The sequence below is a fragment of the Streptomyces sp. NPDC091209 genome, assembly GCF_044757755.1.
GTDB lineage: Bacteria > Actinomycetota > Actinomycetes > Streptomycetales > Streptomycetaceae > Streptomyces.
The window spans coordinates 748,003-769,651 of the sequence record NZ_JBIVVR010000001.1 but is presented as its reverse complement, the minus strand read 5'-3'; the positions used below and the strand labels follow the sequence as shown (position 1 = coordinate 769,651).

Below are 21,649 nucleotides of genomic sequence, written 5' to 3'. Positions count from 1 at the left end.
GACGAGGACGAGTCCTCCGCGGCCGCCCCGCCGCATACCGAGAAACGTGGGGGGCGGAATGGGCATCTGGCAGGACCTGTGGCGCGGGCGCTCGGCGGACTTCGACTCCGGCAGCGCGGCGTCCAACTCCATCGAAATGACCAAGCGCAACCACACGGTCTCGCTCACCAAGCAGGGCGCGGCCACCGGCAACCTCCGCATCAACCTGTCCTGGCGGATGCGCACCTCCGACATAGGCGGGCCGCAGCGCGGCAGCCTGCTGCGCCACCCCTTCCGCACCTTCAAGCCGGAAGTGGTCCAGGCGCACACCCAGAGCATGGTCAACGTCGACCTCGACCTCGGCGTCATGTACGAGCTGACGGACGGCTCCAAGGGCGTCGTCCAGCCGCTCGGCAGCTTCTTCGGCGAACTCAACGCACCGCCGTACGTCAAGCTCAGCGGCGACGACCGCTTCGGCTCGGGCACCGGCGAGACGGCCTTCGTCAACCTCGACCACCGCGACGACATCAAGCGGCTGCTGGTCTTCGTCTACATCTACGACCAGACCCCGGCCTTCGACCGTACGCACGCCGTCATCACGCTCTATCCGAGCAACGGCCCGCGCATCGAGATCGGCCTCGAGGAACGCCATCCGCAGGCCCGCTCCTGCGCCGTCGTCATGATCGAGTTCAACAAGGGCGTCGTGACCGTACGCCGCGAGGTGCGATTCGTGTACGGCTTCCAGGCCGAACTCGACCGCCTCTACGGCTGGGGTCTCCAGTGGGGCCGCGGGTACAAGTCGAAGGTCGACCGTTAACGGCCGGCCGGGCCCGACGGCCGCCCGACGACCGAACCACCAGGTGGCCGCCCGGCGCTCGGCCTCCGCGGCTTCAGCGCCCTCGGCGGCCTCAGCGGCCGATGAACTGCGGCCCCTGCGGCGGCAGCCTGAAGTCCGGGTCCGGTCCCGCGCCCACGGCCTGCGGGAAGCCGTACGCGGGCTGCGTGGCCGGCGCGGTCTGCGGCTGCGGGTAGCCGTAGGCGGACGGGTCCGCCTGCTGGCCGACCGGCTGGGGGTAGCCGTACGCCGGCCCGGTGGCGGCCGCGGCGGCGGGCTGCGGATAGCCGTACGCGGGCTGCTGCGGGACCGGGGCCTGCCGCTGCGGGACCGGGGCGGAATGCTCCGGCGGCAGCGGCAGCGAGGTCTCGGGAGCCGTCGCGGGAGCGGCCCAGGCGGCCGGCTCGGGCGCGGATCCGGCCGTGGGCGTCGCTGCGGCCTCGGACTCGTCCACCGAGATCCCGAAGTCGGTCGCGAGCCCCACCAGACCGTTGGAGTAGCCCTCGCCGAGCGCCCGGAACTTCCAGCCCTCGCCGCGCCGGTACAGCTCGCCGCAGATCAGCGCGGTCTCCGCACCGGTCTCCGGCTTGATGTCGAAGTACGCCAGCGGTTCAGCGTCGGCGACGGCCGCGTCGTACAGCAGAATGCGCAGATCACGTACGCGATCGAAGGTGACGTCATCAGCCGATGCGACCAGGAGAATCTGTCGGACGCCGGGCTCGACACCCGTCAGATCCGTCTGGATCGTGTCGGTGAGGCCCTCGGCGCCCCGCTTCTTGCCGAGCCGCCACACCTTGCCCGACGGATGGCGGGGCTGGTTGTAGAAGACGAAGTCCTCGTCGGATCGCACACGACCGTCGGGGCCGAGGAGCAGCGCCGAGGCATCGACATCGGGGACACCCTGACCGGGCGTCCAGCGCAGGACCGCGCGCACCGCTGTGGCGTCCAGCGGGACGTTCGACCCTTTCAGCATCGCGTGCGTCATGCGGTCATCCTGCCCTGTCGGTCCTGGTCACGACAATGTGGGGTCGTTCCGGAACCGGTCGGTGTTGGACATGACGGAGTTACCTGAACTTCATGCCCGGTGGGAATCTCTGACATGGATCCGTACGTACTATTACCGGCCACATCACATTCGGCCACCTAGCCGCCGCGGGGGAGTCCCATGCGTCATTTCGGTCACGTCACCCCGGAAGAGCGGCAACGCCTCTTCCACCAGGAGCCCGGCGTCTTCACGTCCGACTCTCCGGCCAGAGTCCTCGCCGCGGCCCTCGGGGCGACGCTGTACAGCCCGGCGACCCGGCCGACCCTCGCCGACGACATCATCAAGCAGAGTACGCGCGGCGTGGTCTCGATGGTGCTGTGTCTGGAGGATTCGATCGACGACTCCGAGGTCGTCGGCGCCGAGGAGAACCTGGTCCGCCAGTTCACCGACCTCGCCGCACGCCCCGACGCCGGTGAGCCGCCCCTGCTGTTCGTGCGGGTCCGCTTCCCCGAGCAGATCCCCGACCTCGTGCGGCGCCTCGGCCCCGCCGTCCGGCTGCTGTCCGGATTCGTGATGCCCAAATTCACCGAGGAACGCGGTACCCCGTTCCTGGAAGCCCTCGCCCTCGCCGAGACGGCCAGCGGCCGGCGGCTCTTCGCCATGCCCGTCCTGGAGTCGCCCGAGCTGCTCTACCGCGAAACGCGGGTGGAGACCCTGGAGGGCATCTCCCGCGCCGTGGACAAGTACCGCGACCGCGTCCTCGCGCTGCGCCTCGGCGTGACCGACTTCTGCTCCTCGTACGCGCTGCGCCGGGCCCCCGACATGACGGCGTACGACGTCCAGGTGGTCGCCTCCGTGATCGCCGACGTGGTGAACATGCTGGGACGGGCCGACGGCACCGGCTTCACCGTCACCGGGCCCGTGTGGGAGTACTTCCGCGTCCAGGAGCGCATGTTCAAGCCGCAGCTCCGCCGCAGCCCCTTCCTGGAGGGCCAGGCGGAGGAACTGCGCGAGACACTGATCGAGCACGCCATGGACGGGCTGCTGCGCGAGATCACCCTCGACCAGGCCAACGGCCTGATGGGCAAGACCTGCATCCACCCCTCGCACGTGCTGCCCGTGCACGCACTGTCCGTGGTCAGCCACGAGGAATTCAGTGACGCCCAGGACATCCTCAGGCCCGAGCGGGGCGGCGGGGGTGTACTGAGATCGGCGTACACGAACAAAATGAACGAGGTGAAGCCGCATCGCGCCTGGGCCGAGCGCACCCTGCTGCGCGCCGAGGTCTTCGGGGTCGCCCACGAGGACATCGGCTTCGTCGAGCTGCTCACCGCCGGACTCCCGGCGTGAGCCGGCCCGGCCGAGCGACGCGCAACCCCGACAGCAAGGAACCGATGAACACCCCAGCGCACGACCCGAACCACCCCGACGACGCGCACGGCCCGCACGGCCCGCACGCCACGGATGACGCGGTGTGGACCGGGACCTGGGTCGCCGAGCGGCTCGGCGTCGAGCTCGTCGGCGACGAAGGGCTGAGCGGCCTGCTGGGGCTCGCGCTGCGGCGCAACCCCAAGCGTGCCCACCTGCTCGTCTCCAACGTCCTGGGCAAGCACGTGCCGCAGTCGCCGGCCGTCGTCCACGAGTACGGCGTCGCGCTCGGCCGGCGGGTGCGCGAGCTGCTGGGCACCGAGGACGCCCGCGCCGCCGTCGTCCTCGGGTACGCCGAGACGGCCACCGGGCTCGGCCACTCGGTCGCGGACGGGGTGGGCGTCGCGCCCTACCTCCACTCCACCCGCCGACCGGTCACCGGGGTCCGGCCGGCGGGCGGCTTCGAGGAGTCCCACTCGCACGCCACCTCGCACCTCCTCCTTCCCGAGGACCCGGGTCTGCTGGCGGGCTCCGGCCCGCTGGTCCTCGTCGACGACGAGTTCTCCACCGGCAACACCGTCCTCAACACCATCCGCGACCTGCACCAGCGCTACCCGCGCGAGCGGTACGTCGTCGTGGCGCTGGTCGACATGCGGTCGGCGGCCGACCACGCGCGCTTCGAGAAGTTCGCCGGGGACATCGGCGCCCGCGTGGACCTGATCGCGGCCGCGTCGGGCACCGTGCGCCTCCCCGAGGACGTCCTGGCGAAGGGGACGGCCCTGGTCGCCCGGCACGAACAGGCGGCGCCCGGCATCCCCGCTCCCGTCCACGGGGACGCCGGCCGGGCCGTCCGCGTCGAGCTCGGCTGGCCGCACGGCCTCCCCGACGGTGGACGGCACGGATTCACACCCGGACACCGAATACGCCTGGAAGGCGCCCTGCCCGCCATGGCGGCCCGGCTCGCCGACGCCCTGCCCGAGGGCGCCCGCCGCGTCCTGGTACTCGGCTTCGAGGAGCTGATGTACGCGCCGCTGCGACTGGCCCGCGAGCTGGAGCAGCTCGTGCCCGCCGAGGTGCGCTCCTCCACCACGACCCGGTCCCCGGTGCTCGCCCTCGACGACCCCGGCTACGCCATCCGCAGCCGCATCGCCTTCCCGGCCCACGACGACCCGGACGACGGCCCCGGCGAGCGCTACGCCTACAACGTCGCGGGCGGCGGCTTCGACGCCGTCGTGGCGGTCGTCGACTCCACCGCCGACACCCCCGAACTGCACGCGCCCGACGGCCTGTTGGCCCAGCTCGCGGCGCACACCCCGGGTGTCCTGCTCGCCGTCGTCCCGTCGTACGTCCCCGCACGGCCGTCCACCGAAAGGCCCTCCATGCTGCCCGAGCCCCTCCGCGGCCCCGCCTTCTCCTCGTACGCCCCCGACGAGGTCGGCTGGCTGCTGCAGGACCTGTCGGACGTGACGCTGGAGGCGCCCACCGAGGAGCGCGAGGAGGCGATCCAGAGCGGCGGCGCCCACTACGCCGAGTCGCTGCCGGTCGAGTACCAGCCGAGCCCCGAGTACCAGGAGCTCTTCCACGCGGCCCTCGCCACCTCGGCCGCCCGGATCGCCGAGGCCGTCGGCGCCGTCACCGAACTCGTCCTCGCCGACCGTTCGCCGCGCCCCGTCCTGGTGTCCCTGGCCCGGGCCGGCACCCCCGTCGGCGTCCTGATGCGCCGCTGGGCCCAGCACCAGCACGGCCTCGACCTGCCGCACTACGCCGTCTCCATCGTCCGCGGCCGCGGCATCGACGCCAACGCGCTGCGCTGGCTCGCCGCCCACCACGACCCCGCCGACGTCGTCTTCGTCGACGGCTGGACGGGCAAGGGCGCCATCACCCGCGAACTCGCCGACGCCATCGAGGAGTTCGAGGAAGCCGAGGGCATCACCGGCTTCGACCCGGAGATAGCGGTGCTCGCCGACCCGGGCTCTTGCGTGCGCACGTACGGCACCCGCGAGGACTTCCTCATCCCCTCCGCCTGCCTCAACTCCACTGTCTCCGGGCTGATTTCGCGCACGGTCCTGCGCTCCGACCTGGTCGGCGAACACGACTTCCACGGCGCGAAGTTCTATCGCGAGCTGGCCGGCTCCGACGTCTCCGTCGAGTTCCTGGACGTCGTCGCCGCCCACTTCCCCGACGTCGCGGAATCGGCCCGCGACCGGGCGAAGGAACTCCTCGCCGCGGACCGCGAACCCACCTGGGAGGGCTGGGCGGCGGTCGAGCGGATCAGCGAGGAGTACGGGATCCACGACGTGAACCTCGTCAAGCCGGGCGTCGGCGAGACCACCCGGGTGCTGCTGCGCCGGGTCCCCTGGAAGATCCTCGCGCGCGCCGGAGCGGGCGCCGACCTCGACCACGTGCGGCTGCTCGCCGGACAGCGCGGGGTACCCGTCGAGGAGGTCGAGGAACTCCCGTACACCTGCGTGGGGTTGATCCACCCGAAGTACACCCGCGGCGCGACCGGTGCCGACGGCAAGGCGGTGACCCTCTGATGTCCGCGCCCAAGGTGCTCGTCGCCAGCGACCTCGACCGCACGCTCATCTACTCCTCGGCCGCGCTCGCGCTGACCATGCCGGACGCCCGCGCGCCCCGGCTGCTCTGCGTCGAGGTGCACGAGAACAAGCCGTTGTCCTACATGACGGAGACGGCCGCCGCGCTGCTCACCGAACTCGGCGACCTCGCGCACTTCGTGCCCACCACGACCCGCACCCGCAAGCAGTACCAGCGCATCAACCTGCCCGGTCCTGCCCCGAAGTACGCGATCTGCGCCAACGGCGGACATCTGCTGGTCGACGGTGTCTCCGACCCCGACTGGCACACTTCCGTGCTGGAGCGACTCGCCTCGGAATGCGCGCCGCTGGACGAGGTGCGGGAACACCTGGAGGCCACCGCGGACCCGGCCTGGGTGCGCAAGCACCGGGTCGCCGAGGACCTGTTCGTCTATCTGGTGGTGGAGCGGGAACTGCTCCCGGAGCAGTGGGTGAAGGACCTGGCCGTGTGGGCGGAGAACCGCGGCTGGACGGTCTCGTTGCAGGGCCGCAAGATCTACGCGGTGCCGAAGCCGCTCACCAAGAGCGCGGCCGTGCGGGAGGTCGCCCGGCGTACCGGAACCTTCCTGACCCTCGCCGCCGGGGACTCGCTGCTCGACGCCGACCTGCTGCTCGCCGCCGACCGCGGCTGGCGCCCGGGCCACGGTGAACTCGAGGAGGCCGACTGGACGGCACCGGCGATCACCGCGCTGCCGGAGCGGGGTGTCGCGGCGGGGGAGCGGATCCTGCGCGAGTTCGTGGGCGCCTGCGCCGGCGGGGGACCGGCCTGAGGCAGACGCGGAACCCGGTTCCGGTCCGGGTGATTCCGGTCCCGTGATTCCGGTCCCGTAGTCCTGGGTGTGTCCGGCGGCCGTTCCGGCCCTGACGCACCCGGCTCGGGACCGGATCGATCGGCATCCCGGACGTGACGGTGATCCAGGCGCAGCGGGGGCGGGCGGGCTGTTCCGCCCGCGACGCGCCCGGCTGGAGGAAATCCCCCGGATCAGCCGCAGCAGCCGCCCCCGCAGCACCCGCCTCCGCCGCCGCTCGAACGCGGTGCCGGTGCCGGCGCGGACGCCGAACCACCCCGGGCGACGGCGACCGTCGACAGCAGTTTGACGGTGTCGTCGTGCCCGGCGGGACAGGCCGCGGGAGCCGCGGAGTCGGCCATGGGACGGCTCAGTTCAAAGGTGTCGCCGCAGGTCCGGCAGCGGTACTCGTAGCGAGGCATGCGCACAGGTTAACCGGAACGAGCGCCCGTCCGAAGGGCCCAGGTTCCGGCGCCCGATCCATGTCCGATCCATGTCCGATCGGAGCCTTCCGCGGACGCTTGCCCAGTGCCGTCCTGGGAACGTTCCTCAGGAGGCTCCTCACACGTCCCTCAGGAAGCTCCTCGCGTTCCTCAGGAGCTTCCTCAAGGCGTTCCTCAGGAAGTTCTTCAGACGCCGCCGCGCTGCTCGCGGATCTGCGCGACCACGCCCGCGACCGTCCGGCGCACGGCCTCCGTCTCGGTCAGGAAGTGCCAGTAGTCGGGATGCCGGCCCTCCAGCGTGGCGACAGCCCGGTCGAGCCGGGTCACGGAGTCGTCGAGCGGACGCGCCTCGCGGGGGTCGGGGGTCGAGCGGCCCGCCATGGCCAGCCGCTGCGCGTCCCGGATCGCGAACCGGGTGCGGTCGATCTCCTGCTGGGGATCCTTCTGCACGGCGTTCAGCCGCCGCAGCCGGTCACCGGCAGCCGACACGGCCTCGTCCGTGCTGTTCAGCAGCGCGCGCACCGTCGCCAGCAGCGAGGCCGCGTCCGGCCAGCGCTGTGCCTCGCGCGCGGCCCGCGCCTCCTTCAGCTTCGACTCGGCCTGCCGTACGTTCTCCGCGGCCTGCTCCGGCACATGCTGGAGGTCCTGCCAGCACGCCGCCGAGAACCGCCGCCGCAACTCGCTCAGCACCGGTTCCACCTGCCCCGAGCGGGTCGTCAGCGCCTGCGCGCGGGTCCGCAGCGAAACGAGCCGGTGGTCGATCTCGGCGGCCCGCTCCGGCAGCCCCTCCGCCTCCGAGCGCACCGCCGCGGCCTCCCGCGAAACCCGCTCGGCACGCTCCAGCGTCTCCGGCACGCCGTGCTGCCCGGCGCCCCGGTTGAGCTTGGTCAGCTCGGGCCCGAGCGCGGCGAGCCGGGCGGCGAGATCGTCGGCCTTCAACCCTGACCGCCGTACGGAATCGAGGGCGTTCGAGGCGGCCAGCAGAGCCTGCCGGGCGCGCTCGACGGCCGGGGCCAGCCGGGCGAGCTGGGTCTCGGCCTTGCCCAGCAGCGGTCCGAGACTCTGCTCGAACCGGTCCAGATCGGCCTTCACCCGGACCAGTTCGTCCTTCGCGGCGACGAGTTCGCCGCGCGCCCGCGCCGCGACCGACGCCTCCAGCTCGTCCCGGTCCAGATCATGGGCGTCGACGGCGGTGATGTACTTCTGGCTGGCCTCGTCGATCCGCCGGCCCAGGGCCTCGAAGTCGGAGACCACGCGCCGGGCGGCCGGGGAGTCGTCCACGGCCGTGATGGTCTCGATCGAGATCCGCAGGTCGCGCTGGGCGGTGTCGAGTTCGTAGAACGCCGCCGCGGCGGCGTCCTTGGCGGCCTGCGCCTCGGCCCGCTGGCTCTCGGACCGCCCGCCGAACCAGCGCCGGGTGCCGCCGCCCGCGAAGGCCGCGGGCAGCGCGAGCGCGGCCAGCAGGGGCAGGGCGACGAGCGTGAGCACGTCACGGGCGACGGACGGACGGGACGAACGAGGAGAGCGAGGAGAACGCACCGGGGGTACCGGTCGCTCCCGTCGCTGCCGTCGCTCCGGCGATGGGCCCCGCCGGGCGGCGAGTGGGTGTGCAGGCCGCGCGGGTCCCGCGAACGGCGAATACGGCTGCGAAGGTGTCGCCGTCACATCCCTCTCCCGTGGTGTCATCCGCCTTGCCCGGCTGTCATTCTCCCACCGGTTGAAGACGAACACACGGGCCGGTCAGTTCGCTGTTCGTACCGTGATCTTTCCGTCGCCGGTGTGCGCGGAGACACGGTGGGGGCTGGAGTCGTCGCGGGGCACGTCCACGTGGACCGAGCCGTCACCGCTTCCGGCCGTCACCCGGTAGGTGGCCCGGGGCAGCACGATCGAGACGGAACCGTCGTCGCTGCTGGAGTCCACCAGGTCCGGTACGGCGCCGAGTTCGAGCTGTACGGAGCCGTCCTCCGTACGGGCGCGTACGCTCCGGGCGGCCACGCCGACCGCCCGGATCGAACCGTCGCCGCTGCGCAGATCGAGGGCTCCCGAGGAGTCGCTGACCCGCACCGAACCGTCCGCCGTACGAATGCTCAGCGCTTCCTGGAAGCCCCGCGCGCTCACCCCTCCGTCCCCGTCCTCCACCTTGACGGCCACCCCGCGCGGCACGACGATCCGGTGCCGGGCCGCGCAGTCGGCGACGACACCCGAGCACTTCATCCGCAGCACCAGCCGGTCGCCGTCCTCCATCGCCCAGGTGACCCTGGGGTCGCCGCCGAGCGTGACATGGCCCTGGAACCATCGGGTGACCTGGACCTCGCCGGCCTTCGCGGAATCCGACACCACCAGATCGAGCGCGGAGTCGTCCGAGTCGACGGTCAGGGTCCGCCCGTGCAGCCCGAAGGACCGCTGATCGGGGTGCTTGTCGTCCCCGGCGGCCGCCCCACAGGCGGTGACGCCGAAGGCGAGCGCGAGCATGACACCGCCGAGGGCGGCGGTACGGGCGGTACGCGGGGCGCGTGTGACGCCGTACGTCCGGATTCGGGTAGTACTGCGGGTGCGCGTGCGGGCCATGATCGATCTCCCCCTGAGACGGTCTGCGGAACTTCGAAGTCTGCGAGCCATCAAGGCCTCGCCACTCAGTCACCCAGCCACTTGGTCACTTCGTCACTTGGTCACTTCGCCACCTCGACCGGAGCCGGTCCGCGAAGCCTCTCCGACGGTAGGCACCCACGAAGCCCGGGACGATCCGGGCCGCTCCCGAATGCGGGGTGGGGATAACCCCCGGGCCGCCCGCCGGCCCACGCCCCGTCGTCCGCCCGGCCACCCGCTTAACGGATACGGGTTTGCCGGACATCCCCCCGGGCAATGTAGGCTGTCGACTCGTCCTGGGCGCGTAGCTCAGCGGTAGAGCGCCGCCCTTACAAGGCGGATGTCGGCGGTTCGAAACCGTCCGCGCCCACCAGGAAAAAGACCCCCAGCCGATCATGGCTGGGGGTCTTTGACATCCCGATCTGACATCAGTGCCGTCGCTACTCGCGCTGTAGGCGCCGCGTGAGCAGTCGATCCATGTGACTGACTGCCTCGCGCTGGGTGTCCTGGACGACGTGCGCGTACACGTTCATCGTCACGGCGATCTGGCTGTGCCCCAGGATCTCCATCACGACGCGGGGCGCCACGCCGGCCGCGGTGAGCAGGGTCGCGCAGCCGTGCCGGGCATCGTGCAGCCGGATGACCCGAAGGCCCGCGTTCCCGGCGACCCGGATCCATCTCCAGGCGGAGGAGCTGAAGGCCGTCAGGTTCGTCCCCCTGGATGAGATCGCAGATCGCACGATCCCGCGATTGGCCCGAAGAATCTTGGCAGCGGTCGAGGCCCGCGCCGAGAGCGCTCCGGTCTACCTCGAGCACGGCCAGGCGCCGGGCAAGCAGGCGGCATAGCGGTGGCGGGGGAGAACCCCAAGCATTCGGTGTCAGTCGCGGGGGTCGCCGTTCGCGGGGACGGCAGGATCCTCGCTGTCCGCCGGGCAGACAACGGTGCCTGGGAGCCGCCCGGAGGAGTCCTGGAGCTAGTGCTCTGACCGCGTACGTCTACCGGGTGGCATGTCTGTGGCGTGCCTGTGGCGTGCGGGTTTGATCGGGGCCTTGGCTCCTTGGGAGGATCGGCAGGCCCACCTAACCGAGACCGTCTGATCATGGGCGGCTGACCGGCATCGCCCAAACTCAGTACCCCGCACCGGCACCGGCACCGCGGAACTTGACGGCCGCCATCAAGGCCACGCGTCGGCACTCAACGACCGCCTGGCCGTCCCATCACCCACGCCGTGGGCACCATGTGGTGCGCCTATGCCTTCGCCGCGCTCGCCCTGGTCTCCCTGCCCGCCGCCCCGGCGCTGGGGAGACTGATCTCGCGCTGCTCTAAGCTCGGTTCACCCTGAAGGGCCTTCCAGCGGGTCGGGGCGCGCGATCTATGGTCTCGTCTCAACTATGCCCAAGATCTCCAAAATCACCGCATCCCGGGTACAGGAGTTCGGTCCGGTGACCGACCGGCGCGAGGACATGGACGGTTACACGGTCGAGTTCGTATCTTTCGCCGCGGACACCGACCTCGATGGCCCGCTCAAAGCCCTGCCCGGGAGTCAGTGCCCCTGCCCTCACTGGGGCTACGTCTTTGCCGGACACGTGCGCTTCGTCTTCGACGACCACGAGGAGGTGTACGAGACCGGTGATGCGTTCTACACCCCGCCTGGTCACCGGCCCTACGTCGATGCCGGCACCGAACTCCTGCAATTCAGCCCGACCGAACAGCTCGCCGAACTTGAGCAAGCCATCGCGGAGTGGATGAGCCAGCAGCAAGGCGGCTGAGAAATCGGTGGGGGCGACCAGCATGGTTGAACGCCGAATTGTCGAGTCTCAGTTGATGGTTGACGGGTTGGCGTCGGGTGATGCTGGTCGAGGAGTTCACGCCGCAGGGTCTGGTGGAAGCGTTCGATCTTCCCGGTGGTGGTCGGGGACTGCGGTCGCGTGAGCCGGTGGGTGATGCCGTTCTCCCGGCAGATCCGGTCGAACATCGCCTCTCCGGGCTTGCCGGGACTGAAGCGGGCAGTGAACTGCTTGCCGTTGTCGGTCAGCACCTCCTCGGGCACTCCGAACCGCACCAGCGCTTCCCCGAAGGCCGAACAGACCGCCCGGGCCGTGGCCCGCTGCACCACCTTCGCGATCACCATGAACCGCGAGTGGTCGTCGATCCCGGTGACCATCTTGCACTCGCTGCCATCCGCCAGCAGCAGGCCGCCGACGATGTCCATCTGCCACAGCTCCATCGCCGTCGACCGCTCCCACCTGCGGTAATCCGACCGGCGCCGACGACGGACCCCCGGCTCGATCAGACCATTGCGGATCAGAACCCGATAGACCGTCGCCCGAGACGGCGTCGGTGCGATGCCCCTGCGTTCCAGTTCGTGCACCGGCCTGCGCGGACCCCAGCCGGGGTGCCGACGCCGCAGTTCACAGACCACCGCCTCCACCTCCCCGGCGATCCGGTGCGGGCATGAAGCCGGCCGGTGCGACCGGTCCGCCAGCCCCGCAAGACCTGACTGCTCGTACTTGCGCACCCACGAGTGCACCGACTGCCTCGACACCCCATAACGGGTTCTGGGGCCCAGGTCGTTCGTCCAGCAGGGCGCTCCACCTGGGCCCCAGAACCCTGCCCCGCTATCACTCCGTGTGGGTCGACGGCAGACGGGATGACAGCGGGGCAGAGTGTGGCTGACGCCAATGAAAGCCGCTCACACCCGCCTCCCCTGGCTGTCCCTCTGCCTGCGCGGCACCTCACTGGCAAGTCCGACCAACCCGAAGACGAGGAAGAAGGCGCCCGCCAGAGCAAGCCACCACCCACTGTGCTCGATGAAGTAGTACGCAAAGCCTGCGCTGACTATCAGGAAGACGGACGCAAGGGTGATCCCAAAACCATCACGTCTCTCCGAATCTTCGACACTAATGATATGGCGGATGGTCTCGTCAATGTGATTGCGCAGCTCTTCACGCACCGAGCTGTCTTCTGGCAATAGCGCCAACCGGTCCAGATCGGCCTTCGCTCGGTCCCGCCCCTGTGCCCTGTTGTAGCGGCGCTGCGCCATGACGCCTATCAGCCCGATCACTCCGACAGCAACGGCTGCGATCGCCTTCCAGTCCACGCTGTGACTCCCTCATGCCTTACTTAGGTTCCTCAAGCCCGAACAGTCCGCGTAGTCCGATCAGGCAGGTTTGTCGGACTATTCGAGGGACAAGCCGATCGCCCCCGACGCTGCGCTGTCCGGCCGGGGCACCACATGTTCGATCACGAGGTGCTCGCGCCGCGCTGAGAGAACGACGTTAGGGCGTACCTCTTTCCCGCATATGCGTACGGAAAGGCGAGGAGAAGCCAGATGCTCATCGAAGTAAGCAGGTTCCTACGGCGCCGCTGGCTGCCACAGGCGACAGTCGCGGTAGCGGCAGGGGCAGCCGGCCTGGCCGGAGTGGTACCGGCCGCGGCTGCCCAGGTGACCACGGTGAGCTGCAGCGCCAACCCCAGCGCCCTGCAGCCCGCCATTACCGCCGCTTCGCCCGGCGACACCCTGCTGGTGAGAGGGACCTGTACCGGCCCCTTCACCATCGACAAGGACCTGACCCTGAGGGGCGTCGGTGGGGCGGTGCTCGACGGTAACCAGGCAGGCTCCACCGTCACGGTCGGCAGCGGAGCCCGGGTTCTCCTGGACCACGTGATCCTCACCCATGGCAGCGCTGCGTCCTCCGGCGGCGGCGTCGACAACGAGGGCACGTTGACGGTGAGCCACTCCACGGTGAGAGACAACACGGCGCCCTCAGGCGCGGGTGGAGGCATCCACAACCTGGGCACGCTGACGGTGGTCAGCTCCACGGTGAGGGACAACTACTCAATCGGCGCCGGCGGCGGAATCAACAACAACGGGTTCCTCACGGTGCGTGACTCCAGTGTGTTCGGCAATTCCGGAGACAATGGCGGAGGCATCTTCAATTACCTCGCCGGCCAAACGGTCACGCTGATCCGCTCGTCGGTGCACCACAACACCGCGAGAGTGAGTGACGGCGGCGGCATCCTCAACTACCTGGGCGAGATGACGGTCTCCGGCTCCACGGTGTACAGCAACACTGCCCCCTTCGGCGGCGGCATCTGGAACCAAGGAACGCTGACGGTGACCCTCTCCACGGTGCAACGCAATACCGCGACGGGCGGCCCCGGCAGTGGCGGCGGCATCTACAAAGCCGGCGGCTCCTTGAGCCTCGACCGGTCCGTGGTTCGTAACAACACCCCGGACAACTGCGCTCCGCCCGGAAGTGTCCTGGGCTGCACAGGCTGAACACCGCCGTGCAGCCCTGGAGGCACCGCCACCCACCCGCTCCGCCGACCTTCGGACACAGTGGATGGCGGAGAACGCCCGCGTGTGCTGGATCGAGCACGACGAACCATGGACCACGGAGTCGGAGCTCATCTCTCAACTCGATCTGCCGCTGAACCTCGACCAGAACCGCCACAACCCATTCCACGGCCGTCTCACCGAAGTGAGATCCCAAGCTCGGAAGCGGGCAAGGGAGTTGGCTGTCAGCACATAGCTCGTCGGGCTGACATCACCAGCTGACATCAACGGCGGCGAACGCTGGCGCACCGAAGCGGCCGCAGTCGGATCGGCGAGCGACCAACGAGCCCCGTTCCGGCACGCCGCACCGCGCAGCAAGCGAATTCACAAGGCGGATGTCGGCGGTTCGAAACCGTCCGCGCCCACCAGTCTCAGGACACGAACAAGGCCCAGGTCAGCCGGTGTGAATCCGGATGCCTGGGCCTTGATCCTTTTCGGCTGCTCGGGGCCGCCGTGCCACTCACGTGCCAGATGGACCGCGCGGAGGGCGCCGCGCCTTCCTGATCTGACCGTCCACGTAGTCGGCGATCTGGTGGTGGCGTCCGTTGACGAGGTGCTGATAGACCAGCGCGGCCCGCACCGACGAGTGGCCCATCCGCTGCATCAGCTCACGGGTGGTGGCGCCGCCGGTCGCGGCGAGCGTGTTACCGGTGTGCCGGAGATCGTGGAAGTGGACGTCACCGAGCCCGGTCGAGGCGAGCGTGCGGAGCCAGATCCGCCGGAAATTGTTCCGGCGCAGGACACCACCGCGGGCCCCGACGAAGACGAGCCCGGTGCGGCCGGCCTCCGCGTGCTCGGCCAGGTGGTGCGCCAGCTCGGGCACGGGCGAGGCCGGGAACGCCACGGTGCGGACACCCGCCGCACTCTTGGGAGCCTTGACGGTGAGGCCATCCGTCCGGGTCTCGGCGTACGAGCGACGGACGGAGACGGTACGGGCCTCCAGGTCGACGTCCCGGCGCTGGAGCGCGGCCAGCTCACCGAAGCGGAGCGCGGCGAACGCGGCCAGGAGGACCGGGGCGCGGCAGCAGCTTGGACCAGGCCCGCGCAACCAGCGAGGAGCCACCGGGCGGACGGGATGGGAGCTGGGGAGGGTCGTGGGCTGGGGCGCGGAGCGTCTGTGGGTGTTCGGCCGTGACCTCCCGTCCTTGTGTCTGCAGACCGCCGATGGCAGGGTCCTGGTCCAGGCAAGCACTGGCCCATCCCTGGGAGAGGGAGTCACGATGACTTACGGCTACATCGCCTCGATGAAAACCCAGCACGGTTCCCGCGACGAAGTCGTCTCCATTTTGCTGAGTGGTGTGGACGGTCTCCGCGAGTCGGGATGCCACCTCTACGTTGTGAGCGTGTCCGACGACGATGACGTGACGATCTGGGTGACCGAGGTCTGGCAGAGCAAGGAGCATCACGATGCTTCGCTAGAGCTGCCGGAGACAAAGGCTGCCATCGGCAAGGCGATGCCGATGCTGACGGGAGAGTTCACCAGGCAGGAGTTGTCCGTTATGGGCGGACTGGGACTTTAGAGGTTGTCAAGACTCCATCAGTCGCTGACACCAGCGGCTGACACCGACAAGCACGAACAACAGCGGCCGGTGCCGGACCTCAGTGGACGATCGACCGAGGCGCAGGGACCGTTGGCCGACGTTGACAAGCCCCTGTGATCGACCTGATGAGGATGAGGCCAGACCTCGAAGCCTGGGTCCAACGTGAGCATCGCCCTCAGCCGATCGACGGCGCCCCGTCGGCTTGACTCGGCCATTGAGACTCCACCGACCGCGCTTTCGGCTGCCCCATCCTGAGCAGCAGGCCACGGCGGTACAGTCCTGGCATGGACGCAACGAGTGCCGACCGTGGACAGCGGCCAACCACCTTCACGGGCATCCTGCGTTACATCGTTCGGCGTCCATTGCTGATCATCTGGCTTGTGGCTCTCGCGGCCCTGGCTGTCGCGGTGCAGTCCCGGATACCCCAACCGTGGTCCGGCCTGATCCACGCCATGACCCTGCCCGCTGGAATGGTCTCCATCACTCGGAGCATAGAGCGGCATCACCCGGCCGGCCAAGGTCACCGCGACAGCTAGGCAGTTTCCGGGTCTTGACCGACAGGCCATCAATCGCATCGAGCAGGGCCACCAAGCCGCGTTCATCGACAACCTCATCCGCATCGCGTACGCCCTCGACGTGCCGCTCGCCGATCTCGTGCCTTGAGCGGCCGCCCCCGCGGGGGAGCAAGGACGGCCACCACCAACCCGTGCCCGGCGCCGCCGCGCCGGGACCGGGAGTTCAGCTCGTCCAGGATTTCCCGGCGTAGGTGTCCCGGTGATGGGTGTGCTCTGGTGACGGAGGCCAGGTACAACGGCCTCTGCCGTGCGGGTTTTTCACCCAGCAGTACCCGGCTGCACGTCCGGCAGCCAGCGATCTCGCCTCTGCCTTCCCGGAGTCCTTCTCCGGCCGGTCGTTCATCGGCGGTGCTCGCGCAGCACGCGGTACAGGCCACGCCCTACCTCGCACCCATCGGGGTCGTCGCACCTGTCACAGTCCCAGCAGTGCGTGAACATCCCCGCGTGCGCGCGCTCGGCGAGGTGTCGGTGGCAGGACCGTGGAAACCAGCGCTGCCCAATCACGTTCTCTGAGTCGGCGGGCGCCAGTTGTTCGCCGAGTTCTACGGCGGTCTCGGTCGTCAGGCGTTCGCCGCCCCACACGCACGTTCGTCCCGCCGCCTTGTCCTCGGCGAGGCCGTCTAGGGCAGGTAGGGCGAGGGCCGCGAGGACCTCCGGCGGGATCTCGGTCGTGCTCGTCGTCATGCTGCCGCTCCTCGGTGAAGTGCACCGGCCAGTCGCATGGCCACGTCTGCATGGATACGCCCGAGTTCGGAGAGGGCGAGCGTCGGGCTCGCCGGGTCCACCGCGAGGGACGGAAGCACAATCCCAGCGGTGTCGAGGGCCGCCCGGAGCGACTCCGTTACGCCGACCTCTACGGGACCACACGCGACACCGAGGAAGCGGTCCGCGCCCGCATACGGCGCCAGGAGTGGCTCCACGAGACGGGGCACGCGCTGCACGCCCTGGTGTGGGAACCGGCCCTGCACGCGCTGATCTGTTCGCCCTCGGTCCTCACGAGCCAGCTCGATCGGCTCGCCGGAACCATCGGGATGGATACCGTGCAGCTCGGCGTCATCCCACTCTCGGCCTCGATCAAGATCCCCACGGCCAACGGCTTCTGGGTCCTGGACGAACGACTCGTCATCGCCGAGGACTGGCACGCCGAACTGTGGCTCGACGATGCCGACAACGTGGCCACCTATCTGCGTATCTGGCGCACGCTGCGGGAGTCCGCGGTGTACGGGGCCGACGCCCAAGCCATCATCACCCGGGCTCAGAGATCCGCCCGTCCACGTTGACCAGGAGGGTCTGCTGCAAGGTGAGGGCAGGTCACACGGAGACCGTTGCACCTCCCATGTCTGACCGGCCGCCCGCGTAGTCGGCGATCTCGTGGTCGCGTCCGTTGACGAGGCGAACGTGGTTCGGCAGTCGGAGTTTCTTGGGCTGCGGCGTCGTGTCCGCGACTCAGGATGCCTGGTGCCCGCAGCCCGCGGCAGTACTCGCACCTCAACGTCCTGGCGTGGCTACTCTCCGTACCGGTTCTTTCGATGAATCGTCACATATGCGACGGCGCGAGGCTAGAGTCGTCGCCCTGACAGCTCCTGTTCCCCGCTCTCGGCGGACACCGGTTCACCACCGGGAACAGGGCAGTGCGCGCAGGGGAGCGCGCAGCGGTATTGGCAAGGGGGACCAGTACACAGTGCGGAACGAAAGACCTCAGCCGGCGGCGGCGGACAAGAAGAATGCCCGGGTCGGCTGCGGCTTCATGCTGGCCGCGCTTCTCGTGGTCGGTGGATGCAGTGCCCTGATCAACGACGACAGTGATTCATCGTCCAGTTCGGCGTCCTCGTCGACCTCGGCATCCTCGCCGTCCGTGTACGGCGATGCGGCGGATCCGGTCGAAGTCGGGGACTTCGTCGGCATGGGGCTCCAGGCGGCCCAGGACGCGGCGCAGGCAGACGGCATTTCCGGCCTCGACTCTACGGACGCCACGGGTCAGGGCCGCCAGCAGCTCTGGGACCGCAACTGGACGGTCTGCGCACAGACGCCCGCGGCCGGCGAAACGATCAGCGCCGACGACACGCTCACGTTCGACACCGTCAAATCCAGCGAGGGTGAGACCTGTGACGATCCCGCAGGGTCCGGAGTCGGTGATGACTCCGATCAAGGCGATGACTCCACGGTCGCCGGTGCGGGGGACGAATACGGCGACGACGGTTCGTCGACCGTCGCCGGTACGGGGGTCGACGGCAACTCCTCGGCCGCCACCGGTGCCGGGGACGACAACAGCGACAACTCCGCCAGTGGCGGAGTCAGTTCATCGAGCGGCGGCTCAGACTCCTCGGGGGACGGCTCCGGTTCCTCTTCGTTCTCGGGCGGCTCGCAGCAGGCGCCCGCCGGTGCCACCGCCCAGTGCGGCGACGGTACTTACAGCTATTCCGCGCACCGCCGGGGTGCTGCTCTCACCATGGTGGCGGAGGCGTCTGGCTCGTCGGCGTGCCTTCGTAGAGCGGTCGTGTTCCGGTTGAGGCCTGGGCTCCGGACCGACGCGCACCCCTATAACGAGGTGTCGCGCGTGTGCTTCAGTCGCATCCGGGCCTCGACCTTGTCCGGAGAGGCGATCTCCGACCAGAAGCGGTGGCCGGAGACGAACACGGTGAGCTCGAACTCGCGTTGGCGGAGTTTCTCGACCTCGGCCTGTTCGTCGGCGGTCCAGCCGGGGGAAGCGGGGCGCTCCACCTTGCGCCAGCCGCCGGTGTCACTGAAGCCGTCCAGCGGCTCCACCGACCAGGGGAGTCGTTTCAGCAGGGCCAGTAGCTCGGCCCGGACCTGATGCAGCTCCTCCTGACCGGCGAGGAGGTCACTCGGAAAGTCATAGGTCGCAGCCACACGGCAATGATACGTCTGTTCGATTTTGTGATGCGAGTTCCTTCCGGGACTTCACGCGAACGGGTGTTCCGAACGGGTGTTCCGAAAGGGAGGGTGACCTGGGGGAACGCTCCATCTCTCCCTTTCGTCCCTGGGGTGGAACCCCGGGTCGGCCGGGTCGGGTCGGCGGCTGGGCGGCCGGTCGCGACTCTCTGTGCCGGGGAAGCTGGCCAGGTGAAACTGAACAGTCTCAACTGGACAGGTTGGGCTGAGCGTTTTACGGTGCCGGTATGGATCAGAACGGCGATCGGCGGAGCGACGCGGGTGTCTCGGATTCCGCGGCGCGCGCCGCGCAGGATCTGCGGGTCGCGTTCAGCCTGCTCAGGCGGCGGATCCGCGAGGTCTCGGAGAAGCAGGACCTCACGCCCTCCCAGATCTCCGCGCTCACCCTGGTGAGCAAGAGCGGGGCCGCCACGGCCAGTGCGCTGGCGGCGACCGAGGGCGTGCGCCCGCAGTCGATGGCCGCCACGCTCGCGGCCCTCGACCAGTACGGACTCATCCAGCGCAACCCCGACCCCGGGGACGGCCGGCGACAGCTCGTCACCCTCACGGACGCCGGGCGCGAACGCGTCGAAGGCACCCGGCAGGCCCGTTCCGAGTGGCTCGCCCGAGCCTTCCAGGACCGGTGCACGGAGGACGAGCGGCAGACGGTCATCGAGGCCATGGCTCTGCTGGAACGGCTCACCCGGCCGTGATGCCCGCCCTCCGGGACTGGCTCCAGCACCGCCTCGCCCCCGCGCACCACCGCCCGCCCGACCGCTTCGACCGTCGGCTCATCGCTCCGATGGTCCTCGGTTCCGTGCTGAACCCGGTCAACTCCTCGATGGTCGCGGTGGCGTTGGTGCCGATCGGCAGAGCGCTCGGAGCCTCGCCCGCAGCGACCGCGTGGCTGGTCTCCGGGCTCTATCTCGCCACCGCGGTGGGACAGCCCGTCATCGGACGGCTCCTCGACCTGTACGGCCCTCGACGCCTCTACCTCGTCGGTACGGCCATGGTGGGCATCGCCGGACTTCTCGGCGCCCTCTCCCTCATGCTCGCCGGAGCAGTGCTGCTCCTGGCGGTGACCCTCATCGACCGATCCCTGCGCGATCTCATCCCCCGAAAGGCCTGACCATGGCAGTCACGACGCTCGACCCCCGCACCGCGCTCGTCCTCATCGACCTCCAGCACGGAATCGTCGGCAACCCGGGCCTCGCCCCGCACGCCGCCGCCGACGTCGTGCGGCGATCCGTCCGGCTCGCGGACGCCTTCCGCGGCCACGACCTCCCGGTCGTCCTCGTCCGGGTCACCGCCGCCGCCGACGGCGCGGACGCCGTACCCGGCCGCATCGACGGCCCGAGCCGCGGCCGCGCCTTCCCGGAGGGCTGGGACGTCATCGTCGAGGAACTGGCCGGGCACCCCGGGGACATCACCGTGACCAAGCGGAACTGGGGCGCCTTCCACGGCACCGACCTCGACCTGCAGCTCCGCCGCCGCGGGATCACCCAGATCGTGCTGGCCGGCATCGCCACCAGCATCGGTGTGGAGTCCTCCGCCCGCGCCGCCCACGAACACGGCTACCACGTCACCCTCGCCACCGACGCCATGTCCGACCTCGACCCCGAGACGCACCGCAACAGCGTCGAGCGGATCTTCCCCCGCCTCGGCGAGAGCGGGACGACCGAGGAGATCGTCGAGCTGCTCGGCAAGACCCGGGACTGACTCGACAAGACCCGGGACTGAGCGGTCAACTTCCCGGGGCCGCGGCTACCTTGGGGTCCGTGACCCTGGATGATCTTCGTGTGTTCGTCGCCGTCTGCCGGGCCGGGAGCCTGAGTGCCGTGGCCCGGGAGCTGGGCTGTACGCAGTCGGCGGTGAGCCAGCATGTGCGCCGGCTCGAACGGGAGGTCGGGGTCGGGCTCGTCGAGCGACAGGCCCGGGGTGTGGTGCCCACCCGTGCCGGGCGGCTCCTCGAACGGGCCGCCGCCGACGGGATCGCGGGCCTCGACCTCGCGCTGCGCCGGCTCGACGAGCTGGCGCGCGGGGGCGGCGGGACGGTACGGATCGCCACCGGCGGGACCACCGTGCGGCACTTCATGGCCGAGGCGGTGGTCGAATTCCGGCGCCGGTACCCCGAGGTGAGTCTGGAGTTCCGGACCGAGAACTCCAGCCGCGGCTGCTTCGAAGCCCTCGCCGACCACGGCCTCGACCTCGCCTGGATCACCCTCGGCCCGCCCGTGCGCGGGGTCCAGCAGCGGCCCGTCGCCGAACTCCCCTGGGTGCTCGCCGTACACGCCGACGACGAACTCGCCGGGCGGGACCGGATCGAGGCGCAGGAGCTGGCCGGACTCCGGGTCGTCGGGTTGCCCGAGAACTCCACCTCCCGCACCCATCTGGACTCCGCCTACCGGGAGTTGGGGATACCGGCAGGCGCCCCCGACACCAGCGTCGCCGACTGGGACACCGCGATCCTGCTCGTCGAACTCGGCCTCGGTCACGCCGTGGTCCCCGACCTGCCCGGCCTGCGCGGCTCCGGCCGCCCCGGTCTCCGCTTCCTGCCCGTACCGGCCCTGCCGCCGCTCACGGTCGGCTGGGCGGTACGTCAGTGGGACGCCCTGTCGCCGGTGGCGCACGCCTTCGCCGACACGGTGACCCGGCACTGCGCGGGCGGCTAGCAGCGGACGGCTAGCAGCGGGCGGCCAGCAAGCAGGCGGTCAGCAGCGGGC

At 70.0% G+C, this 21,649-nt stretch carries 21 protein-coding genes, 1 tRNA gene and 6 pseudogenes; 17 read left to right on the top strand and 11 right to left on the bottom strand.

The genetic code is table 11. The annotated features are described in order from the left end of the window. The first annotated feature begins 58 nt into the window (after positions 1-58). On the top strand, positions 59-796 hold the full coding sequence (locus ACIQRL_RS03430; RefSeq protein WP_401326389.1) for a Tellurium resistance: 738 nt from the start codon (positions 59-61) through the stop codon (positions 794-796). Positions 797-887: 91 nt separating this feature from the next. On the opposite strand, the gene ACIQRL_RS03425 is transcribed toward ACIQRL_RS03430, so the two are convergent. Next, positions 888-1,799 (bottom strand): TerD family protein, encoded by a 912-nt coding sequence (locus tag ACIQRL_RS03425; RefSeq protein ID WP_401326387.1) that lies wholly within the window; start codon positions 1,797-1,799, stop codon positions 888-890. Between the two features lie 180 nt (positions 1,800-1,979). On the opposite strand from ACIQRL_RS03425, the gene ACIQRL_RS03420 reads away from it, so the two are divergent. Genes ACIQRL_RS03420 through ACIQRL_RS03410 form a run of 3 tightly spaced genes read left to right on the top strand, consistent with a single transcriptional unit; the run spans position 1,980 to position 6,531 of the window. Continuing rightward, the gene (locus ACIQRL_RS03420; RefSeq protein ID WP_401326384.1) at positions 1,980-3,149 is read left to right on the top strand and encodes an HpcH/HpaI aldolase/citrate lyase family protein; all 1,170 of its coding nucleotides are present in this window, start codon (positions 1,980-1,982) and stop codon (positions 3,147-3,149) included. Positions 3,150-3,193: 44 nt separating this feature from the next. Continuing rightward, positions 3,194-5,704, top strand: a complete 2,511-nt coding sequence (locus ACIQRL_RS03415) for a phosphoribosyltransferase (protein ID WP_401326382.1) — start codon at positions 3,194-3,196, stop codon at positions 5,702-5,704. Next, positions 5,704-6,531 carry an HAD family hydrolase gene (locus tag ACIQRL_RS03410; protein ID WP_401326379.1) on the top strand — a complete coding sequence of 276 codons (828 nt, stop codon included), beginning with the start codon at positions 5,704-5,706 and terminating at the stop codon, positions 6,529-6,531. The genes ACIQRL_RS03415 and ACIQRL_RS03410 overlap by 1 nt, the downstream gene beginning before the upstream one ends. A 212-nt stretch (positions 6,532-6,743) precedes the next feature. Here ACIQRL_RS03410 and ACIQRL_RS03405 read toward each other — a convergent pair whose 3' ends face one another. The 3 genes from ACIQRL_RS03405 to ACIQRL_RS03395 form a co-directional block, all read right to left on the bottom strand. After that, entirely contained in the window at positions 6,744-6,971 is a 228-nt protein-coding gene (locus ACIQRL_RS03405; protein ID WP_401326376.1) for a zinc ribbon domain-containing protein, read from the bottom strand. A 207-nt stretch (positions 6,972-7,178) separates the two neighbouring features. Continuing rightward, positions 7,179-8,657, bottom strand: coding sequence for a hypothetical protein (locus ACIQRL_RS03400; protein WP_401326374.1), 1,479 nt, complete (start codon positions 8,655-8,657; stop codon positions 7,179-7,181). A 75-nt stretch (positions 8,658-8,732) separates the two neighbouring features. Continuing rightward, positions 8,733-9,464: a DUF4097 family beta strand repeat-containing protein gene (locus ACIQRL_RS03395; protein ID WP_401328057.1), complete on the bottom strand. Its 732-nt coding sequence runs from the start codon at positions 9,462-9,464 to the stop codon at positions 8,733-8,735. Between the two features lie 412 nt (positions 9,465-9,876). On the opposite strand from ACIQRL_RS03395, the gene ACIQRL_RS03390 reads away from it, so the two are divergent. Beyond that, positions 9,877-9,951 (top strand) — tRNA-Val (locus ACIQRL_RS03390). Between the two features lie 67 nt (positions 9,952-10,018). Here ACIQRL_RS03390 and ACIQRL_RS03385 read toward each other — a convergent pair. Continuing rightward, positions 10,019-10,249 (bottom strand): annotated as a pseudogene (locus tag ACIQRL_RS03385) (tyrosine-type recombinase/integrase); the annotation flags it as partial. A gap of 204 nt (positions 10,250-10,453) precedes the next feature. On the opposite strand from ACIQRL_RS03385, the pseudogene ACIQRL_RS03380 reads away from it, so the two are divergent. Together ACIQRL_RS03380 and ACIQRL_RS03375 are read left to right on the top strand one after the other, a co-directional pair. Further along, positions 10,454-10,555, top strand: a pseudogene (locus ACIQRL_RS03380) (NUDIX hydrolase); the annotation flags it as partial. Between the two features lie 415 nt (positions 10,556-10,970). Continuing rightward, the gene (locus tag ACIQRL_RS03375; RefSeq protein ID WP_103548649.1) at positions 10,971-11,348 is read left to right on the top strand and encodes a cupin domain-containing protein; all 378 of its coding nucleotides are present in this window, start codon (positions 10,971-10,973) and stop codon (positions 11,346-11,348) included. A 74-nt stretch (positions 11,349-11,422) separates the two neighbouring features. Here the strand turns inward: ACIQRL_RS03375 and ACIQRL_RS03370 are convergent. Continuing rightward, positions 11,423-12,133 (bottom strand): annotated as a pseudogene (locus ACIQRL_RS03370) (IS481 family transposase); the annotation flags it as partial. Between the two features lie 138 nt (positions 12,134-12,271). After that, entirely contained in the window at positions 12,272-12,679 is a 408-nt protein-coding gene (locus tag ACIQRL_RS03365) for a hypothetical protein (protein ID WP_401326371.1), read from the bottom strand. Positions 12,680-12,910: 231 nt separating this feature from the next. On the opposite strand from ACIQRL_RS03365, the gene ACIQRL_RS03360 reads away from it, so the two are divergent. Then, entirely contained in the window at positions 12,911-13,861 is a 951-nt protein-coding gene (locus ACIQRL_RS03360) for a hypothetical protein (RefSeq protein ID WP_401326370.1), read from the top strand. Positions 13,862-13,925: 64 nt separating this feature from the next. Further along, positions 13,926-14,114 (top strand): GIY-YIG nuclease family protein, encoded by a 189-nt coding sequence (locus ACIQRL_RS03355; protein ID WP_401326368.1) that lies wholly within the window; start codon positions 13,926-13,928, stop codon positions 14,112-14,114. A gap of 264 nt (positions 14,115-14,378) precedes the next feature. Here the strand turns inward: ACIQRL_RS03355 and ACIQRL_RS03350 are convergent, their stop codons facing one another. Next, positions 14,379-14,981, bottom strand: coding sequence for a tyrosine-type recombinase/integrase (locus ACIQRL_RS03350; protein WP_401326365.1), 603 nt, complete (start codon positions 14,979-14,981; stop codon positions 14,379-14,381). A gap of 157 nt (positions 14,982-15,138) precedes the next feature. Between ACIQRL_RS03350 and ACIQRL_RS03345 the strand changes: the two genes are divergently transcribed. Next, positions 15,139-15,438, top strand: a complete 300-nt coding sequence (locus ACIQRL_RS03345; protein WP_401326363.1) for a putative quinol monooxygenase — start codon at positions 15,139-15,141, stop codon at positions 15,436-15,438. A gap of 522 nt (positions 15,439-15,960) precedes the next feature. After that, positions 15,961-16,122 carry a helix-turn-helix domain-containing protein gene (locus ACIQRL_RS03340; protein ID WP_401328054.1) on the top strand — a complete coding sequence of 54 codons (162 nt, stop codon included), beginning with the start codon at positions 15,961-15,963 and terminating at the stop codon, positions 16,120-16,122. Between the two features lie 251 nt (positions 16,123-16,373). Here the strand turns inward: ACIQRL_RS03340 and ACIQRL_RS03335 are convergent, their stop codons facing one another. Continuing rightward, a complete protein-coding gene (locus ACIQRL_RS03335; RefSeq protein WP_401326361.1) occupies positions 16,374-16,718 on the bottom strand; it encodes a hypothetical protein in 345 nt (114 codons plus the stop codon). Positions 16,719-16,873: 155 nt separating this feature from the next. Here ACIQRL_RS03335 and ACIQRL_RS03330 point away from each other — a divergent pair. Continuing rightward, a pseudogene (locus tag ACIQRL_RS03330) lies at positions 16,874-17,314 on the top strand (Scr1 family TA system antitoxin-like transcriptional regulator); the annotation flags it as partial. A 418-nt stretch (positions 17,315-17,732) separates the two neighbouring features. On the opposite strand, the gene ACIQRL_RS03325 reads toward ACIQRL_RS03330, so the two are convergent. Beyond that, positions 17,733-17,939, bottom strand: coding sequence for a hypothetical protein (locus ACIQRL_RS03325; protein WP_401328169.1), 207 nt, complete (start codon positions 17,937-17,939; stop codon positions 17,733-17,735). On the opposite strand from ACIQRL_RS03325, the pseudogene ACIQRL_RS03320 reads away from it, so the two are divergent. Further along, positions 17,938-18,054 (top strand): annotated as a pseudogene (locus ACIQRL_RS03320) (hypothetical protein); the annotation flags it as partial. The gene ACIQRL_RS03325 and the pseudogene ACIQRL_RS03320 sit on opposite strands and share 2 nt — an antisense overlap. Before the next feature lie 518 nt (positions 18,055-18,572). On the opposite strand, the gene ACIQRL_RS03315 reads toward ACIQRL_RS03320, so the two are convergent. Then, complete coding sequence (locus tag ACIQRL_RS03315; RefSeq protein WP_401326358.1) at positions 18,573-18,905, bottom strand: hypothetical protein; 333 nt, start codon at positions 18,903-18,905, stop codon at positions 18,573-18,575. Positions 18,906-19,174: 269 nt separating this feature from the next. Here ACIQRL_RS03315 and ACIQRL_RS03310 point away from each other — a divergent pair, with 269 nt between their 5' ends. The 4 genes and pseudogenes from ACIQRL_RS03310 (at position 19,175) to ACIQRL_RS03295 (ending at position 21,598) form a co-directional block, all read left to right on the top strand. Further along, positions 19,175-19,639: a MarR family winged helix-turn-helix transcriptional regulator gene (locus ACIQRL_RS03310; RefSeq protein ID WP_401326355.1), complete on the top strand. Its 465-nt coding sequence runs from the start codon at positions 19,175-19,177 to the stop codon at positions 19,637-19,639. Then, positions 19,639-20,001 (top strand): annotated as a pseudogene (locus ACIQRL_RS03305) (MFS transporter); the annotation flags it as partial. The gene ACIQRL_RS03310 and the pseudogene ACIQRL_RS03305, both read left to right, overlap by 1 nt. 56 nt (positions 20,002-20,057) lie before the next feature. Next, positions 20,058-20,645, top strand: coding sequence for a hydrolase (locus ACIQRL_RS03300; RefSeq protein WP_401326352.1), 588 nt, complete (start codon positions 20,058-20,060; stop codon positions 20,643-20,645). A gap of 59 nt (positions 20,646-20,704) precedes the next feature. Beyond that, on the top strand, positions 20,705-21,598 hold the full coding sequence (locus ACIQRL_RS03295) for a LysR family transcriptional regulator (RefSeq protein ID WP_401326349.1): 894 nt from the start codon (positions 20,705-20,707) through the stop codon (positions 21,596-21,598). Positions 21,599-21,649 lie beyond the last annotated feature (51 nt).

Bases quoted from the DNA above. Each gene is read 5' to 3' on its own strand.
- ACIQRL_RS03310 (WP_401326355.1), top strand. From the start codon at position 19,175: ATGGATCAGAACGGCGATCGGCGGAGCGACGCGGGTGTCTCGGATTCC.
- ACIQRL_RS03405 (WP_401326376.1), bottom strand. From the start codon at position 6,971: ATGCCTCGCTACGAGTACCGCTGCCGGACCTGCGGCGACACCTTTGAA.
- ACIQRL_RS03395 (WP_401328057.1), bottom strand. From the start codon at position 9,464: ATGCTCGCGCTCGCCTTCGGCGTCACCGCCTGTGGGGCGGCCGCCGGG.
- ACIQRL_RS03375 (WP_103548649.1), top strand. From the start codon at position 10,971: ATGCCCAAGATCTCCAAAATCACCGCATCCCGGGTACAGGAGTTCGGT.
- ACIQRL_RS03300 (WP_401326352.1), top strand. From the start codon at position 20,058: ATGGCAGTCACGACGCTCGACCCCCGCACCGCGCTCGTCCTCATCGAC.
- ACIQRL_RS03425 (WP_401326387.1), bottom strand. From the start codon at position 1,799: ATGACGCACGCGATGCTGAAAGGGTCGAACGTCCCGCTGGACGCCACA.
- ACIQRL_RS03325 (WP_401328169.1), bottom strand. From the start codon at position 17,939: ATGCCGACGAAGTCCCCGACTTCGACCGGATCCGCCGCATCGCCGTAC.
- ACIQRL_RS03420 (WP_401326384.1), top strand. From the start codon at position 1,980: ATGCGTCATTTCGGTCACGTCACCCCGGAAGAGCGGCAACGCCTCTTC.
- ACIQRL_RS03430 (WP_401326389.1), top strand. From the start codon at position 59: ATGGGCATCTGGCAGGACCTGTGGCGCGGGCGCTCGGCGGACTTCGAC.
- ACIQRL_RS03355 (WP_401326368.1), top strand. From the start codon at position 13,926: ATGGCGGAGAACGCCCGCGTGTGCTGGATCGAGCACGACGAACCATGG.
- ACIQRL_RS03415 (WP_401326382.1), top strand. From the start codon at position 3,194: ATGAACACCCCAGCGCACGACCCGAACCACCCCGACGACGCGCACGGC.
- ACIQRL_RS03410 (WP_401326379.1), top strand. From the start codon at position 5,704: ATGTCCGCGCCCAAGGTGCTCGTCGCCAGCGACCTCGACCGCACGCTC.
- ACIQRL_RS03335 (WP_401326361.1), bottom strand. From the start codon at position 16,718: ATGACGACGAGCACGACCGAGATCCCGCCGGAGGTCCTCGCGGCCCTC.
- ACIQRL_RS03360 (WP_401326370.1), top strand. From the start codon at position 12,911: ATGCTCATCGAAGTAAGCAGGTTCCTACGGCGCCGCTGGCTGCCACAG.
- ACIQRL_RS03345 (WP_401326363.1), top strand. From the start codon at position 15,139: ATGACTTACGGCTACATCGCCTCGATGAAAACCCAGCACGGTTCCCGC.